Source organism: Streptomyces sp. NPDC054872 (assembly GCF_053610705.1).
This window is the reverse complement of sequence record NZ_JBSGYY010000030.1, coordinates 66,511-81,415: the sequence shown is the minus strand read 5'-3', so window position 1 is coordinate 81,415 and position 14,905 is coordinate 66,511. Positions and strand designations below refer to the sequence as shown.

Genomic DNA, 14,905 nt, shown 5'->3' with positions numbered 1-14,905 from the left:
TCAGATCAGAGAGGACGCAACCGTGGACCCCGTGAACCCCGCGAACGAGCAGTGGGAGCCCCCGCGCCTTGACGGAACCGTCGCCGTGGTCACCGGCGCGAGCCGGGGCGTGGGCCGCGGGATCGCCCTCGCCCTGGGCAGCGCCGGCGCGACGGTGTACGTCACCGGCCGCAGCACCCGCACCGAGGGCCGCACCGAAGGCCTGCCCGGCACGGTCGACGACACCGCCGACGAGGTCACCGCCCGCGGCGGCACCGGCATCGCGGTGCGCTGCGACCACCGGTCGACCGAGGACAACCAGGCGCTGACGGACCGGATCCGGGCCGACCACGGCAAGCTCGACCTCCTGGTGAACAACGCCTGGGCGGGCTACGAGCGTTCCAGCGACGTGCGCTTCGACGCCCCGTACTGGGACCAGCCGATGTGGCGCTACGAACTGTGCGAGGGCTCGCTGCGCGCCCAGTACGACATCACGCGCCTTCTCACCCCGCTGATGTTCGGGAAGGACGACGGCAGCACCGGGCTGATCGTCGGCATCGGCTTCACCGACGGCGACACCTACCTCGGCCAGGCGGCGTACGACGTCTTCAAGTCCGCCAACGACCGGCTCAGCAAGGCGTTCGCGGCCGATCTGCGCAAGAAGAAGATCGCCGCCCTCTCCCTGCACCCGGGCTTCGTCCGCACCGAGCGGGTCGAGGCGGCCTGGGAAGCGCTCGGCGACGGACCCGCAGCGGTCGTCCACTCGCCCGAGTACGTGGGCCGCGCGATCAACGCGCTGGCGGCGGACCCCGAGGTCCTGAACCGCTCCGGCCAGGTGCTCTCCACCGGCGACCTGGCCGACGAGTACGGCTTCAGCGACGTCGACGGCAGGCGCCTGCCCGCCTTCCGCCTGGAGGGCCGGATGAGCCTGGCCACCCGCATGGACCGCCTCAACCGGGTCGTCGCGCAGGCCGCGGCCTCCTGACCCACCGGCACAGCACCCCACGCAGCACCCCCACACAGCTTGGCGAACAGGAGAAGGCATATGGGCAGGGGAACCGCCTCGTCCACCGCGGCAGCCGTAGCCGGCGGCGCGGCAACCAAGGCGGCAGGGCTCGCGCTCGCGGTGACCTGCGGCGCACAGTTCATGGTCATCATCGACGACACGGTCGTCTCCATGGCGCTGCCGACGATCCGCACCGACCTCGACTTCGACCGGGCCTCACTGGCCTGGGTCGTCGACGCCTACATGCTGCTGTTCGGCGGCTTCCTGGTGCTCGGCGGCCGCTGCGCCGACCTGTTCGGCAGACGGCGGGTGTTCCTCACCGGCCTCGCCGTCTTCACGGCCGCCTCGCTCGCCTGCGGTCTCGCCAACTCTCCCGAGATGCTGATCGTGTCGCGCGGCGCCCAGGGCTTCGGTGCCGCGCTGCTCAGCCCGGCAGCCCTGTCCATCCTCATCACCGTCTTCACCGAGGCGAAGGAGCGCCGCAAGGCGCTGGGCATCTGGGGCGGACTCACCGGGATCTCGGGAGTCTCCGGCGTGCTGCTCGGCGGGGTCATCACCGATCTCGTCGACTGGCGCTGGGTGTTCTTCGTCAACATCCCGGTCGGCGTCCTCCTCTTCGCCCTCGCCCTGAAGCCGGCGCTCGCCGACCGTGAGGACGGCGCGCCCGGCAAGCGGCCCGCGACGGACGGCCTGGGCGCCGTCCTCATCACCGGCGGCCTCCTGCTGTTCGTCTACACCGTGATCAGCACCAACCACCGCCCCTGGGGCTCCGCCGCCACCGTGGCCGGACTCGTCGGATCCGCCCTGCTCCTGGTGGCGTTCGTCATCAGGGAACAGCGCGCTCCCGATCCGCTGATCCGCCTCGGGATCTTCGCCAGCCGGCAGATCTCCGCGGCCAACGTGATCATGCTGCTCGCCGCGTCGGGCCTGTACGGGATCTTCTTCTTCCTGACCCAGTACATGCAGAACCTCCTGGGCTGGTCCCCGCTGCGGGCCGGCGTGTCCTGGGCGCCCTTCGGCATCACCATGGCGGTCTTCTCCGGCATCGCGATCCAGCTACTGCCCAAGCTGGGCAGCCGCGTCCTGTGCCTGATCGGCCTCGCCTCCGCCACCGCCGGACTCGGCCTGCTCCTCAACGCCCCGCTCAAGGCCTCGTACGCCTCCGACATCCTGCCCACGCTGCTGCTCTGCGCCGCCGGTTACGGGCTCGCCATGGTGCCGCTCGTGGTGGCCGCCGTCAGCGGGGTGCCGAAGGCGGACTCGGGCGCGGCGTCCGGGGTCCTCAACACCGGTCAGCAGATCGGCGGCGCCATCGGCCTCGCGGTCCTCGCCACCCTGGCGAGCAGCCGCCTGGACGACGAGATCGCGTCCGGCGCGGCCATGCCGGACGCCCTCCTGACGAGCTTCCACACCGTGTTCCTCGTCGGGACGGTGCTCACCGCGTGCGCCGCGCTCCTCTCCCTCGTTCTGCCCGCGCTCCGCACCGAATTCGACCCGGAGACCACATCGGGTGTCTGACGTCGAAGACCAACGAAAGTAAGGGGAAGAAATGGACGGCAAGGAACACCGCTGGTACATGCTCGCGGCCTCCCTGGTGCCACTGCTCGCGCTCGGCGCCGCCATGGTCCTGGCCTGGAACCACATCTTCGGCTGGACCGACGTCCTGGTCACGGCTCTCATGTACGTCATATCCGGGATCGGCATATCCACCGGCTACCACCGCATGCTGACCCACCGCTCGTTCGAGACGTACAAGCCGGTCCGCGTCGCCCTCGCCACGGCGGGCGTGCTCGCAGGCCAGGGCCCGCCGATCATCTGGGCGGCCCACCACCGCAAGCACCACCGCGTCGCCGACAAGGAAGGCGACCCGCACAGCCCGCACCTGGGCTTCGAGCCCGGCTTCAAGGGCGCGATCGCCGGCATGTGGCACGCCCACCTCGGCTGGCTCTTCGACGAGGACCTCAGCTCCGACCCGATCCGCTACTGCCCCGACCTGGTCAGGGAGAAGCCGCTGCGCTGGCTCAGCGAGAACTTCGTGGCCGTCGTCGCCGCCGGTGTCGTCCTGCCTGGCCTGCTCGCCTTCGCCATCACCGGCGGCTCCGTCCAGGCGCTGTTCACGGGCATGCTCTGGGGCGGCCTCGTACGGATCTTCCTCATCAACCACATGACGTACGCGGTGAACTCCATCGGCCACTACTTCGGCCGCCGCCGCTTCACCACCACCGACCACTCCCGCAACGTCGCCTGGCTGGCCCTGCCCTCCTTCGGCGAGGCCTGGCACAACAACCACCACGCCTTCCCGCGCTCCGCCCGGCACGGCATGAAGTGGTACGAGGTCGACCTCTCCGCGATCTTCATCTGGAGCCTGGAGAAGACCCGCCTCGCCTGGAAGGTCATCCGCATCGACACCGAGCGGATGACGATGCGCGAGGCCGGCGTCAGCCGGGTCAGCGGCACCAAGCTCAGCCAGGAGGAACTCCTGGTCAGCCAGCAGCGGATCGCGCCCATGGCGGACCGTTCGCGCGGCGGGAACGACCTCTCCCTCGTGGATGTGGAGTGACCATGGCAACCACCGGCACCGGACTCTGGGATCTCCTCCTGCGCGACGATTCCCACGGAGTCCTGCACCACTGGCAGGAGGACGACGGCTACGGGCACACCCCGTGGAGCGAGGTCGTCGACGACGCCCACGGCATGGCGGCGACCCTGCGCGCCGCCGGAGTGGGACCCGGCAGCAGGGTCGCCACCGTCCTGACCAACTCGGCGCACACCCTGCGCGGACTCCTCGCGGTCTGGCTGGCGGGCGGGGCCGTCGCCTCGTTCCCGCTGCCGGCCCGCGGCCAGAGCCCGCAGGAGTACGGCGGCCAGCTGAGCCTGCTCGCCGAGCGGCTCGGCCCCACGGTGCTCCTCATCGACGAGGGACTCGCGCCGCTCGTCCCCTTGGAGCTCGCCGCTCACCTCCCGGTGCTCAACTGGACGTCCCTCTACAGCGACCGGCGCATCGACCCGACGCCGCCGGGCCCCGAGGACACCGCCTTCATCCAGTACTCCTCGGGCAGCACCAGCCTGCCCAAGGGCTGCGAGCTCAGCACCCGGGCCATCGCGACCCATCTGCACATGCTCCACGAGATGACCGGCGGACGGCCCGGTGCCGAGACGATCGCCTCCTGGCTGCCGCTCTCGCACGACATGGGCATCTTCGGCACCATGCTGCACGCCTGGGCCTTCGACTACGACTTCGTCCTGTCGTCGCCCGAGCGGTTCGGCATGGCACCGCGCACCTGGTTCCGCGACATGTCCGAGTACGGCGCCACCATGACCGCGGGCACCAACACCGCCCTGCACCTGGCCGCCCGCGCCCAGGGCCGCAACCAGCTGCCCAAGCCACTGGAGCTGAAGGTCTGCGTGGTGGGGGCGGAACGCGTCGACTTCGAGACCCTGGAGGCCACCGTCGCCGCGTTCGGCCCCTCGGGTTTCGCGGCCACGGCGTTCATGCCCGCGTACGGAATGGCCGAGGCGACCCTCGCGGTCTCCTGCTCCCCGCTCGGCGAGGCCCCCGTCACCCGCAGCTTCGACGGTCCCGCGCTGCTCGACGGCCGCATCGTCGAGGTCCCCGAGGACGCGCCGGGCGCCACCCGGCTCGTCTCCAACGGGCCCCCGCTGCCGGGGGTCACCGTGACGACCAAGGAACCGGACCGCGTCTCCGAGCTCCGCGTCGACTCGCCGAGCCTCGCCTCCGGCTACCTCAACGACGCCGAGCGCACCGCCGAGCGGTTCCACGACGGCATCCTGCACACCGGTGACCTGGGCTTCGTCCACGACGGGGAGGTGTACTTCGTCGGCAGGGCCGACGACCTGATCTCGGTGGGCGGACGCAACGTCTACACCAGCGAGATCGAGTCGGCGGTCGAGGCGATGGGCCCGGTCCGCAAGGGCTGCTCGGCGCTCGTCGACATGGCCGGCGGGGGCGTCTCCAAGCTGGTGCTCCTGCTCGAACCCAAGCGCAGCACCGCCGACTTCGCGCTCATCGCCGACCAGGCCGCCGCCGTGGCCAGGGAGAAGTCGGGCATCGCGCTCTCCGAGTGCGTCTTCGTGGAGCGCGGCCACCTGCCGAGGACACCGAGCGGCAAGATCCAGCGCTTCCGCTGCCGGGCGCTGCTCGGCGGTGAGGCCGACCAGCTGCAGACCATAGCGCGCGTCCAACTGGGCTGACCGGGCCGGCCGTCCGGCCGGCCGGGCCGGCGACACCGTACGAGAAGGGATCCACATGCCTCAGGTCCAGGCACCACCACTGGGCTTCTTCGCCGACACCGAGATCGTCGGCAAGGAGGACCATCTGCGACTGCACCTCAACGAGAACCCGTACGGCCCGCCGCCCGGAACCGTCGACGCCGTGCGGGCGGAGGCCGCGAGCTACCTCAACCGGTACCCCGACAGCGAGTGCGGGGAACTGCGCGGCAGGCTGGCCGCCCACTTCGGGGTCACCCCCGACATGGTCGCGGTCGGCAACGGCACCGACGAACTGGTCCTCGTCACCTCGATGGCGTTCCTGCGCGAGCCCGGCGCCTCCGTCGTCACCACCGCCACCACCTTTCCCGGTTACGTGGTGTCCGCCGCGGCCGTCGGGGCGCGGGCGCACACGGTCCCGCTGGAAGGCGCCTCGATCCCGGTCGACGGGGTGGTGGCCGAGATGGAACGCGGCGCCGAACTCGCCTTCGTCTGCAACCCGCTCAACCCGACCGGAGCGGTGCTCGACCGGGCGGCCGTGACGGCGCTGATCGACGCCGCGGAGCGCAGCGGCACGGTGCTCGTCTTCGACGAGGCGTACATGGACTTCGCGGGCCCGGCCCACGAGTTCGCCCTCGACGCGGTGCGCGAGGGCCGCCGGGTCCTGGTGACCCGCACCTTCTCCAAGGCCTGGGGGCTCGCCTCGGTCCGGATGGGCTTCGTCATCGGCCCCCAGGACCTCGTCCAGCGGATCAACGGCGTCGCGGGCGCCCTGCCCTTCAACGTCAACCGGCCGGCCCAGCGAGCCGTGCTGCGGGCCCTCGAACAGCCCGAGCACATCGACCGGGTACGCGCGGACAACGCGCGGGCCAGGGAACTGCTCTGCAAGTCCCTGGACACCCTGAACATCGAACACGCCCCGTCCGTCTCCAATTTCGTGATGGTCAAGGTGCCGGGGGAAGGCACGGCCCCGGGCGACAGCGTGGGGTTCGCGGCCCGGCTCGCCGCCGAGCACCGGATCTTCGTGCGCAACCTCGACGTCCTCGGTCTGCCCGGCTACCTGCGGATCTCCGTCGGGACCGTGGACGAGGTGGAGCGGCTGGCCACGGCGCTCGCCGCCCTGCTCGGACACCACTGACCCACTGACCCGCGATCGCCGTGAAGGAGCGAGGGAGCGCGCCATGAGCCACTACAAGTCGAACCTGCGGGACCTGGAGTTCAACCTCTTCGAGGTCCTCGGCTGCGACCGCACGTACGGCAGGGGAGCCTTCGAGGCGACGGGCCGTGACACCGCGCGCGGCATCCTGGCCGAGGTGGATCGGCTCGCCGTGCACGAACTCGCGGACCCCTTCGTCGAGGCCGACCGCACCCCGCCGCGCTACGACCCGGCGACCTGTTCGGTCACGCTGCCCGACTCCTTCAAGCGGGCGTACCACACCTGGATGGAGTCCGGCTGGCACCTGCTCGACCTGCCGTCGTCGCTGGGCGGCGCCGACATCCCGCCGTCCCTGCGCTGGGCCGTCGCCGAGCTCGCACTCGGCGCCAACCCCTCCCTCTACCTCTACCAGGGGCTCGCGGGCTTCGCGAAGATCCTCGACCGGCTCGGCACCCCGCAGCAGCGGCGACTCGCCCGCCTCATGGTCGACCGGCAGTGGGGCGCCACCATGGTGCTCACCGAGCCGGACGCGGGCAGCGACGTGGGCGCCTGCCGGACCAAGGCGGTCCGGCAGCCGGACGGCACCTGGCACATCGAGGGCGTCAAGCGGTTCATCACCTCGGGCGAGCACGACCTGGCCGAGAACATCGTCCACTTCGTGCTCGCCCGGCCCGAGGGCCACAAGCCGGGCACGAAGGGCCTCTCGCTCTTCCTGGTGCCGAAGTTCCACGTCGCCGACGACTCCACGGGCCGCCTCGGCGCGCGCAACGGCGTGTTCGCCACCGCCCTCGAGGACAAGATGGGCCTGAAGTCCTCGGCCACCTGCGAGCTCACCTTCGGCGCGGAACAGCCCGCCGTCGGCGTACTCCTCGGCGAGGTGCACGACGGCATACGGCAGATGTTCCAGGTCATCGAGCAGGCCCGGATGATCGTCGGCACCAAGTCGGCGGCCACGCTGTCCACCGGCTACCTGAACGCGGCCGCCTACGCCAAGGAGCGATTCCAGGGCACGGATCTGGCCGCCTTCGGCGACAGGTCGGCGCCCAAGGTCCCCATCAACCGCCACCCCGAGGTCCGGCGCTCCCTGCTCCTCCAGAAGGGGTACGCCGAGGGCCTGCGCGCCCTGGTCCTCCACACCGCAACGGTGCAGGACCGGATCGCCGCGGCCGAGGCGGCGGGCGGCGTGGACGAGGAGGCGAAGGCACTCAACGACCTGCTCCTGCCGATCGTCAAGGGCTACAGCTCGGAGCGCGCCTGCGAACAGCTCAACCACGCCCTGCAGATCTTCGGCGGCGCAGGCTACCTCAAGGACTTCCCGCTGGAGCAGTACATACGCGACACCAAGATCGACACGCTGTACGAGGGAACCACCGCGATCCAGGGCCTCGACTTCTTCTTCCGCAAGGTGGCGAAGGACCAGGGCGCCGCGCTCGGCGCGCTCCTGACCGAGGTGGAGAAGACCGCCCTCACCGAGACAGGTACGGAACTCTCAACCGCACACGCACAGTTGGGCGAGGCGGTCACCCAACTGCGCGCCATCGGCGACGTCATGGGCGGACACCTGCTGCGGTCCTTCGAGGACTCCACGGCGATGTACCAGGTGGGACGGAACACGGCCAGGCTCCTGATGGCCGCCGGCGACGTACTCATCGCTTGGCTCCTGCTGCGGCAGGCCACGGTGGCCGAGTCGAAACTGGCGGAGGGCCGGGATGGCCTGAACGCCCCCGACACGGCCTTCTACCGAGGCAAGATCGCAACAGCCAGGTTCTTCGCCCAGGAGGTGCTCCCGCTGCTGACCGCAGAGCGACACGTTGCGGAGCACACGGACACGGTGCTCATGGCCGTGCCGGACGAGGCCTGGTGAACCCGAAGCACCCGGCGCGCGAACACCCGTACCGCCCGCCGTTGACCTGTAAGGAGCGACATTCATGACCGAGTCCATCGCCCACCTGCCCTCGGGCCACCAGACGATGCTGCTGGCCCACCGAGCCATGGTGCGCGACCTCGACCGCGTGGCCCGCAGCGCCGAGCAGCTGGCCCGTACGCCCGACCCCGCCCAGGCCGCCGCCCTCCTCGACTACGTGGACAAGCTGTTCCAGGTGATCGAACACCACCACGAGGGCGAGGACGAGTTCCTCTGGCCCCGCCTGCGTGAACTGGGCGCCGACCAGGAGGCGTTGGCCCTGATGACCGCCGAGCACGAAGAGCTGGCGAAGGTCCTGCACACCTGGCACGAGACGAGCAAACGCCTCGGCACGGACCCCGCGGCCGCGACGGAACTGGCCAAACGCACGGAGGAGGTGCGCGAACAGCTTGCCGGGCACGCCGGCGACGAGGAGCGCGAACTCCTCGGCCGCCTCGCCCCGGCCCTCGGCAAGCAGATCTGGAAGGGCTTCGCGACCCACATGCGCAAGACCGCGCCCGGCTGGACGCTGCGCTTCATGCCGGCCTGGCTGCTGTCCGTGGCCGGACCGGGGGAGCAGGGCGGCGTCGCCGCCGCGCCGATCGGCAAGCTGTTCAGCGGCTGGCTGGAGAAGCGGCAGCGCGCCGCGTTCGGCGACAACTACTGAGATCCACCGGACCGCCGCGCGTCACCGGACGAGCACCGCCCTGAGATGAGTTGACCGGCCAAGACCAACAACTGCCCGAGCTGAACCGCTGAGTCGCCTGGCGACCTCAACACCCCTCTGCGTCACGCGAGTCCGGGTGGCGGTTCAGTGCGTCCTGAATCACGGAGGGAACCCTCATGAGTCCGTCGGTATCGGCCGTCACTCCCCAGTACGGGAGGGCGGACACACCAGACCGCTCGGCCGCATCGCCCCTGGAACGGGGGCGGCAGTGGATAGAAGAGTTCATCATGCGTCCGCACGAGAGTATCAACCGGGAGGGCGCCGTCTGCCCGTTCGTCGAATCCTCGATGAAGGCGCAGAGCTTCCGCATCGAGGAGTGGCAGGTCGACCCGGACGTCGACGCCGAAGGAGTGGTGGGCCTCGTGCGCCGCATGGCCGAGGCCTTCGAGACCACACCGTGGGAGGGCCGCAACCGCGTCCTGCACACCCTGGTCCTGGTCCTGACGGGTCTGCCCGAGGGGAGCAACCGCCTGCTCGACGAGGCACACGCACTCGTCAAGCCCGAACTGGTGGGCCGCGGCCTGATGCTGGCGCAGTTCCATCCCGACTGTGACGAACGCGCCGCGCGCAACCCGGAGTTCGAGGTCTCGCGCTCGCCGGTGCCGATGCTCGCCATGCGCTGGATGGCCTTCCACGACGTCCTGTTCCTCGACTCGGACCCCGAGTGGTTCGCCGCCTACGAGGAGCGGTACGGCGGCAGGCACGAGCGGGGATCGGTGGCCGACCCGCTGTTCGCCGAGGCCTTCGCCGAGGCGCGGGACAAGTGGGGCACCACGTGAGCCCGGCGCTGAGCACGTCCCAGGGCGCCCGCTTCGCACGGATCATGGGCGTGGGCACGTACCGCCCGCAGCGGATCGTCGACAACGAAGAGGCCAGCAGCCTCATCGACTCGTCGGACGAGTGGATCCGGTCCCGTACGGGCATCCGCACCCGGCGCTGGGCGGGGCCCGACGAGACCCTGGCGGTGATGGCCGAGGAGGCCGCCGCCAAGGCCATCGCGGCGGCGGGCGTCACGCCGGCCGACATCACCTGCGTCATCGCGGCGACCTTCACCTACCTCAAGCAGACTCCGGCCGTCGCGACGGAGATCGCGCACCGCGTCGGGGCGCGGGGCGCGGCCGCCTTCGACCTGTCGGCGGGCTGCGCCGGGTTCGTGCACGGCGTGGTGCTCGCGGCGGACGCGGTCCGCAGCCGCGGCGGCCATGTCCTGATCGTCGGCGTCGAACGGATGACCGACCTGCTGAACCTCAAGGACCGCTCGACCGCGTTCATCTTCGGGGACGGGGCGGGCGCCGTGGTGATCGGCCCGTCCGAGACCCCCGCCATCGGCCCGGCGGTCTGGGGCGCGGACGGCTCACAGGCGGACGCCATCGAGCAGACCGCCCCGTGGGACGTGCTCAGGGACTCGCCTGGCCAGGAGTTCCCGTGGATGCGGCAGGAGGGGCAGCGGGTCTTCCGCTGGGCCGTCTACGAGATGGCCGAGGTCGCGGGCCAGGCCCTCCGGGCCGCGGGTCTCACCCCCGCCGACCTCGACGTCTTCATCCCGCACCAGGCCAACGTCCGCATCATCGACGCGATGGCCAGACGCATCGGCCTGCCGGAACGCGTGCGGGTGGCCAAGGACATCGTGACCTCGGGCAACACATCGGGCGCGTCCATTCCGCTCGCCATGGACGCGGTGCTCGCGTCGGGTGAGGCGAAGCCCGGCGACACGGCCCTGCTGCTCGGCTACGGCGCGGGCCTCTCGTACGCGTCGGTCGTGGCCACCATGCCGTGAGGCGGGGCCGGGCTCCGTGAGGGCCCGACCCCGCCTCTGTTCGCGTGCGACCGGTGCTAGGCGTTGAGCAGACCCGTGACGGGCGCGGCCAGGTCGGTCAGCTGGTGGAGCTGCTGCAGCTCGTACAGGCCGTTGAGGCCCTGGAGCTGCCCGGTGACGGAGGGCACCTCGGCGCGCTGCTCCGCGGGGAGCGAGGACGCGGCGAGCGAGTCGATCGTGCCGGTGGGGGAGATGGGTTCGGCGCTCGCGGCGGGCGCGGCCAGGGCGGAGGCACCGGCGGCGAGAGCGAGGACGGCGACCATGCGTCGTGTTGAGATCATGTGATGCGCAACGGCTCGGCACAGCCCTGGACACGGGCACCCAGCCGATTTCACCAATGATGTACCGATCAGTGCCGTTACCTGCGGTCGATGACGCCGTTGAAGGGACAGTACGGCCGCGTGCATGCGGCGGTACTCGTCAATTCAAAGGAGAACGTGATGTCTCGCATCGCGAAGGCAGCCGCTGTTGCCGTCGGCACCGGCGCCGTGGTGCTCAGTGGCACCGGTATGGCCATGGCCGACGCCGGCGCCGAGGGTGCAGCCGTCGGCTCGCCCGGCGTCCTCTCGGGCAACCTCGTCCAGGTCCCGGTCCACGTCCCGCTCAACGTGTGCGGCAACACCGTCGACGTCATCGGGCTGCTGAACCCGGCGTTCGGCAACACCTGCGTCAACGCCGACGGCCACAAGGGCGGCCACGGCCACGGCGGCTACGGCAGCTGACCCCCGTGCGTGAGCCCCCGGCGGTCCGTGACCGCCGGGGGCTTTTCCGTGCCCGCCCGTCTGCCCACCCGTCACGCGTACCGGTAGATGCCCCGGTGGCCGATCAGCTCGTCCGGCTTCACGTCCCACGGCGGCATCCTCTCGAAGCGGGCGCAGATACGGCCGTGCGGCGGGCCCTTCCCGGGCCCCGGCGGCTTCTCGGGCAGGTAGGGCGCGGAACGGGGGTGCCTGGCCTGCCAGCGGTCCCACAGCAGGTCCACGAAGGCGTGGTTCAGCCAGAAGACGGGGTCGTTGACCGACGCGCCGCCGAGCATGTGTCCGCCGACCCAGCGGTGGACGCGGTTGTGGTTGCGCCACCTGCTGTTGCCGGTGCCGGACGTCCACCCCTCCAGCTTGTTGCGGAAGCCGTCGGCCGACGTGGAGTCCCAGGGCGCCTTGTCGTACACCGGGTCACGCATGGCCCAGTTCAGCGTCGCCTCGGTGGGCAGTTCGATCGGGTTCTGCGGACGGCCGAAGTCACGCATGAGGAAATCGCCGTCCGTCTCCCCCTCCGTGATGATCCAGGTCCCGTTCGTGCGGGCGAACGGCCCGGTCGTGACCTGGCGGTCGGAGCGACGTCCGTTGCCGCCCATGAGCCCGCTGCCCCAGAGGGAGGACCGCGGTGACCTGTCCGCCGTCCAGTCCCAGTACGGGACGGTCACCGAGGAGTCCAGCCGCTGCAGGGCCTGCTCGAACTCCAGGAGGAACCTGCGGTGCCAGGGCAGGAACGAGGGCGTCATGTGGGCCACCCGCAGGCCTTCCTCCCCGTCGGACACGTAGTGCTCGACGTGGATCCGCACGAACTCGTCGTACTCGCCCCTGCGTTTGAGTTCGAGCACCGCGTTGACGAACCGCCGCTTCTCGGTGCTGGTCAGCCGGGCCTGGTTCTTGCGCGTGTGGACCACTTCGGTTCGCTCCTCCGATCCGGATGTGCGGGGCGGTGATCAGACCTTCCCGCCGCGCAGGTGCCGACCACGGCCGAGTTCGTCCACTGCTCTGCGGGTGGCGATGAGCGGCGTCGGATACGACTGGTAGTGGTCGATCATGCTCAGATAGCCGCCGTCGGCGCGCCGCATCAGATGGAGCGGACGCCCGTCCACGGTGATGTCCCAGGATTCGTCCGGGTGTTGATGCCCCGATGCCGCTCGCGACCCGCGGATGTGGCGGCCCGCGTAGACCTCGTCGAACGAGCCGTCACCGAGGTCGTCGGACGGCGAATCCTGGGCCGGTTCCCGGGTCCGCCACTGGAGGACGGCCTGTCCCGTCACCGCGGCGAGTGCGACTCCGATGAGGCCGCCCGTCGTGGCCCGGCGGGTCAGCCACCCCGCACCCCGCCCGCCGGCCGCTGTTCTTCTGGCCACTGCTGATGCCTCCTTGCGCGTGCTGCCGTGCTGCCGTGCTGCCGTGCGGCCGTCAGCTGGTCCAGAAGTCCCACCAGCGCGTGAGGATGAGCATGCCGATGATGCCGACGTGCAGCACCGGAAGCACCCAGGTGAACTCGCCGAGGAACGTGCGCAGTCCGGCGGGCGCGGGCAGCAGGCCGTTACGGACGTTGAACGAGGTCACGTACCAGAACATGGTGATCGTGGCGACCCAGGCCAGGCAGCACCACAGGCACAGCGAGTTGATCTCGTACAGCGACTGGTACTGCAGCCAGGTGCAGAAGGCGACACCGAAGAGCGTGCCCGCGTTCAGCGTCAGGTAGTACCAGCGGGGGAAGCGCGCACGGCCCAGCAGGCTCATGCCCACGCAGATCACGACGGCGTAGGCGGCGATGCCCAGCATCGGGTTGGGGAACCCGAAGACCGACGCCTGCTCGCTCGTCATGATGTTGCCGCAGGAGACCACCGGATTGAGGCTGCAGCCGGGAGTGTAGTCCGGGTCTTCGAGGAGCTTGAACTTGTCCAGCGTGATGACCCAGGCCGCCAGCAGCCCCGCGGCACCCGTGATCACCAGGAGCAACGCGAACGCACGACTCCCGCCGGTGCCGGGGGACGGCGGCTCCATGTGCCCCGAGGAAGCCTCGGGCTCACGGGCCGCGGGGAGGTGCGTCGTGGTGTGCATCGCGGTGTCCTCACTGATGCCGGGCCCCGCCGGTCTGTCGCGACCGGCGGGCCCCAGTCGGGTACGGGCCCTGGCGGCGGTTCCTAGCCGCGCAGGCTCTTCGCGTTGACCAGGCAGTGCGCGGCGCGGGTCATGGTCTCCTCGGCGCCCGCGAACGCCGCGAGGGCCTCCTCGGCGAGTGGGACGCCCGGCTTGCCCTCGGGCCAGGGGCGCGTGGTGAACATGAAGTAGGCGTGGCCACGCTCGCCCACCGCGGTGAGCCACTCCGGCGGCACCACGCACTGGGCGTTGAGGTGCGGCATGTTCAGGACGGCCTGCCCGGCCTCGACGAGGAGGGTGACCGGCAGGCCCGGGTTGCGGGAGGTCTCCACGACGGGTCCGCCGACGGGGAGTCCGGTGTTCTGCAGCAGAAGCTCGATGGCTTCGGTCGCGCCCTCGGGACCGCCCTCGCCGTCACCGAGCGAATAGGCGAGCAGGAAAGGCATGTCCTTCTCGTCGTCGGGGTGTTCACCACTCCAGGCGACCACGGTGAGGGTGCCCAGATCGGCGGCTCGGAAAGTGCGGGTTTCGCTCGATGTCGAGGTCATCCGGGAACGCTATCGATGTGTTCCGGGGCTCCGGGCCCATCTTTCACTGAACTGGGTGAGTACGGACGAGCGATCACACGATCGGGGCACGCGCCGGTCGAACTCCGGGACCCCGCAGTCGAACTGGGCCGGGGGCCGCGGAGAGCGCCGGGGAAAGCCCGAGGGCCGGTTCCGCGGAATGCGTCCGCGGAACCGGCCCTGGTGGAGAAGCGGGGGAGCTCTACTTGGCGACGGGGAGTCCGCCGAGGAGCTTGCCGGCGCCGCCACCCGCGTGCAGGCTTTCCGCGGCACCCGACACGGCGTTGACGACCGAGTCCTTGTTCTCGGTGTCAAGGGCGTTGGTGGCCAGCGGGGCCGCGTCGAGGGACGACGTCTGGCCGGCGATCGTGTCGACTGCACCATTCAGGCTGGTGGGCGTGAGGTCGGCGGCGAAGGCGGGTGCGGCGACACCAGCGATGACCAGGGATCCGGCAACGACAGCGGCAGCCTTCAGGGGCTTCATCGTGTTCCTTTCTGCGGCGACGGACGGTCGCCAGAGGGGATTTTCACTTCGCCTTGGGTAACGAGCGCTGTGTACGCCGGAAACTCTGTGCGCGGGAAATTCACGGAACCCACCCGAACGAAGGCGGTGTCTCATTCTCGTATGAGATGGACGGTCGCAAGGAGGGAAAAGGAAGCC

At 70.5% G+C, this 14,905-nt stretch carries 16 protein-coding genes; 10 read left to right on the top strand and 6 right to left on the bottom strand.

Annotated elements, in window-relative coordinates; genetic code table 11:
* The first annotated feature begins 31 nt into the window (after positions 1–31).
* The 9 genes from ACWGIH_RS30520 to ACWGIH_RS30480 all read left to right on the top strand — a co-directional run bounded on the left by ACWGIH_RS30520 (position 32) and on the right by ACWGIH_RS30480 (position 10,775).
* Entirely contained in the window at positions 32–964 is a 933-nt protein-coding gene (locus ACWGIH_RS30520; protein WP_453448365.1) for an SDR family NAD(P)-dependent oxidoreductase, read from the top strand.
* A gap of 60 nt (positions 965–1,024) precedes the next feature.
* Positions 1,025–2,503: an MFS transporter gene (locus tag ACWGIH_RS30515; protein WP_453448364.1), complete on the top strand. Its 1,479-nt coding sequence runs from the start codon at positions 1,025–1,027 to the stop codon at positions 2,501–2,503.
* A 31-nt stretch (positions 2,504–2,534) separates the two neighbouring features.
* Positions 2,535–3,545 (top strand): acyl-CoA desaturase, encoded by a 1,011-nt coding sequence (locus tag ACWGIH_RS30510; protein WP_453448363.1) that lies wholly within the window; start codon positions 2,535–2,537, stop codon positions 3,543–3,545.
* A gap of 2 nt (positions 3,546–3,547) precedes the next feature.
* A complete protein-coding gene (locus ACWGIH_RS30505) occupies positions 3,548–5,197 on the top strand; it encodes an AMP-binding protein (RefSeq protein WP_453448362.1) in 1,650 nt (549 codons plus the stop codon).
* Between the two features lie 55 nt (positions 5,198–5,252).
* Complete coding sequence (locus ACWGIH_RS30500; RefSeq protein ID WP_453448361.1) at positions 5,253–6,350, top strand: pyridoxal phosphate-dependent aminotransferase; 1,098 nt, start codon at positions 5,253–5,255, stop codon at positions 6,348–6,350.
* A 43-nt stretch (positions 6,351–6,393) separates the two neighbouring features.
* Positions 6,394–8,232, top strand: coding sequence for an acyl-CoA dehydrogenase (locus ACWGIH_RS30495; RefSeq protein WP_453448360.1), 1,839 nt, complete (start codon positions 6,394–6,396; stop codon positions 8,230–8,232).
* Between the two features lie 64 nt (positions 8,233–8,296).
* Complete coding sequence (locus ACWGIH_RS30490) at positions 8,297–8,938, top strand: hemerythrin domain-containing protein (protein ID WP_453448359.1); 642 nt, start codon at positions 8,297–8,299, stop codon at positions 8,936–8,938.
* 176 nt (positions 8,939–9,114) lie between these two features.
* Positions 9,115–9,777 (top strand): DUF6875 domain-containing protein, encoded by a 663-nt coding sequence (locus ACWGIH_RS30485; protein ID WP_453448358.1) that lies wholly within the window; start codon positions 9,115–9,117, stop codon positions 9,775–9,777.
* Complete coding sequence (locus ACWGIH_RS30480; RefSeq protein ID WP_453448357.1) at positions 9,774–10,775, top strand: beta-ketoacyl-ACP synthase III; 1,002 nt, start codon at positions 9,774–9,776, stop codon at positions 10,773–10,775. The genes ACWGIH_RS30485 and ACWGIH_RS30480 overlap by 4 nt, the downstream gene beginning before the upstream one ends.
* 56 nt (positions 10,776–10,831) lie before the next feature.
* On the opposite strand, the gene ACWGIH_RS30475 is transcribed toward ACWGIH_RS30480, so the two are convergent.
* On the bottom strand, positions 10,832–11,095 hold the full coding sequence (locus ACWGIH_RS30475) for a hypothetical protein (protein ID WP_453448356.1): 264 nt from the start codon (positions 11,093–11,095) through the stop codon (positions 10,832–10,834).
* Between the two features lie 159 nt (positions 11,096–11,254).
* Between ACWGIH_RS30475 and ACWGIH_RS30470 the strand changes: the two genes are divergently transcribed.
* Entirely contained in the window at positions 11,255–11,536 is a 282-nt protein-coding gene (locus ACWGIH_RS30470; protein ID WP_453448355.1) for a chaplin, read from the top strand.
* Positions 11,537–11,607: 71 nt separating this feature from the next.
* Here the strand turns inward: ACWGIH_RS30470 and ACWGIH_RS30465 are convergent, their stop codons facing one another.
* From ACWGIH_RS30465 to ACWGIH_RS30445, 5 genes are all read right to left on the bottom strand, one after another.
* On the bottom strand, positions 11,608–12,480 hold the full coding sequence (locus ACWGIH_RS30465) for a tyrosinase family protein (protein WP_453448354.1): 873 nt from the start codon (positions 12,478–12,480) through the stop codon (positions 11,608–11,610).
* Between the two features lie 39 nt (positions 12,481–12,519).
* Complete coding sequence (locus ACWGIH_RS30460) at positions 12,520–12,936, bottom strand: tyrosinase family oxidase copper chaperone (protein ID WP_453448353.1); 417 nt, start codon at positions 12,934–12,936, stop codon at positions 12,520–12,522.
* A gap of 52 nt (positions 12,937–12,988) precedes the next feature.
* Positions 12,989–13,582 (bottom strand): vitamin K epoxide reductase family protein, encoded by a 594-nt coding sequence (locus ACWGIH_RS30455; protein ID WP_453448396.1) that lies wholly within the window; start codon positions 13,580–13,582, stop codon positions 12,989–12,991.
* A 140-nt stretch (positions 13,583–13,722) separates the two neighbouring features.
* Entirely contained in the window at positions 13,723–14,226 is a 504-nt protein-coding gene (locus ACWGIH_RS30450; RefSeq protein ID WP_453448352.1) for a DUF5949 family protein, read from the bottom strand.
* A 220-nt stretch (positions 14,227–14,446) separates the two neighbouring features.
* Complete coding sequence (locus tag ACWGIH_RS30445) at positions 14,447–14,728, bottom strand: hypothetical protein (RefSeq protein ID WP_453448351.1); 282 nt, start codon at positions 14,726–14,728, stop codon at positions 14,447–14,449.
* Positions 14,729–14,905 lie beyond the last annotated feature (177 nt).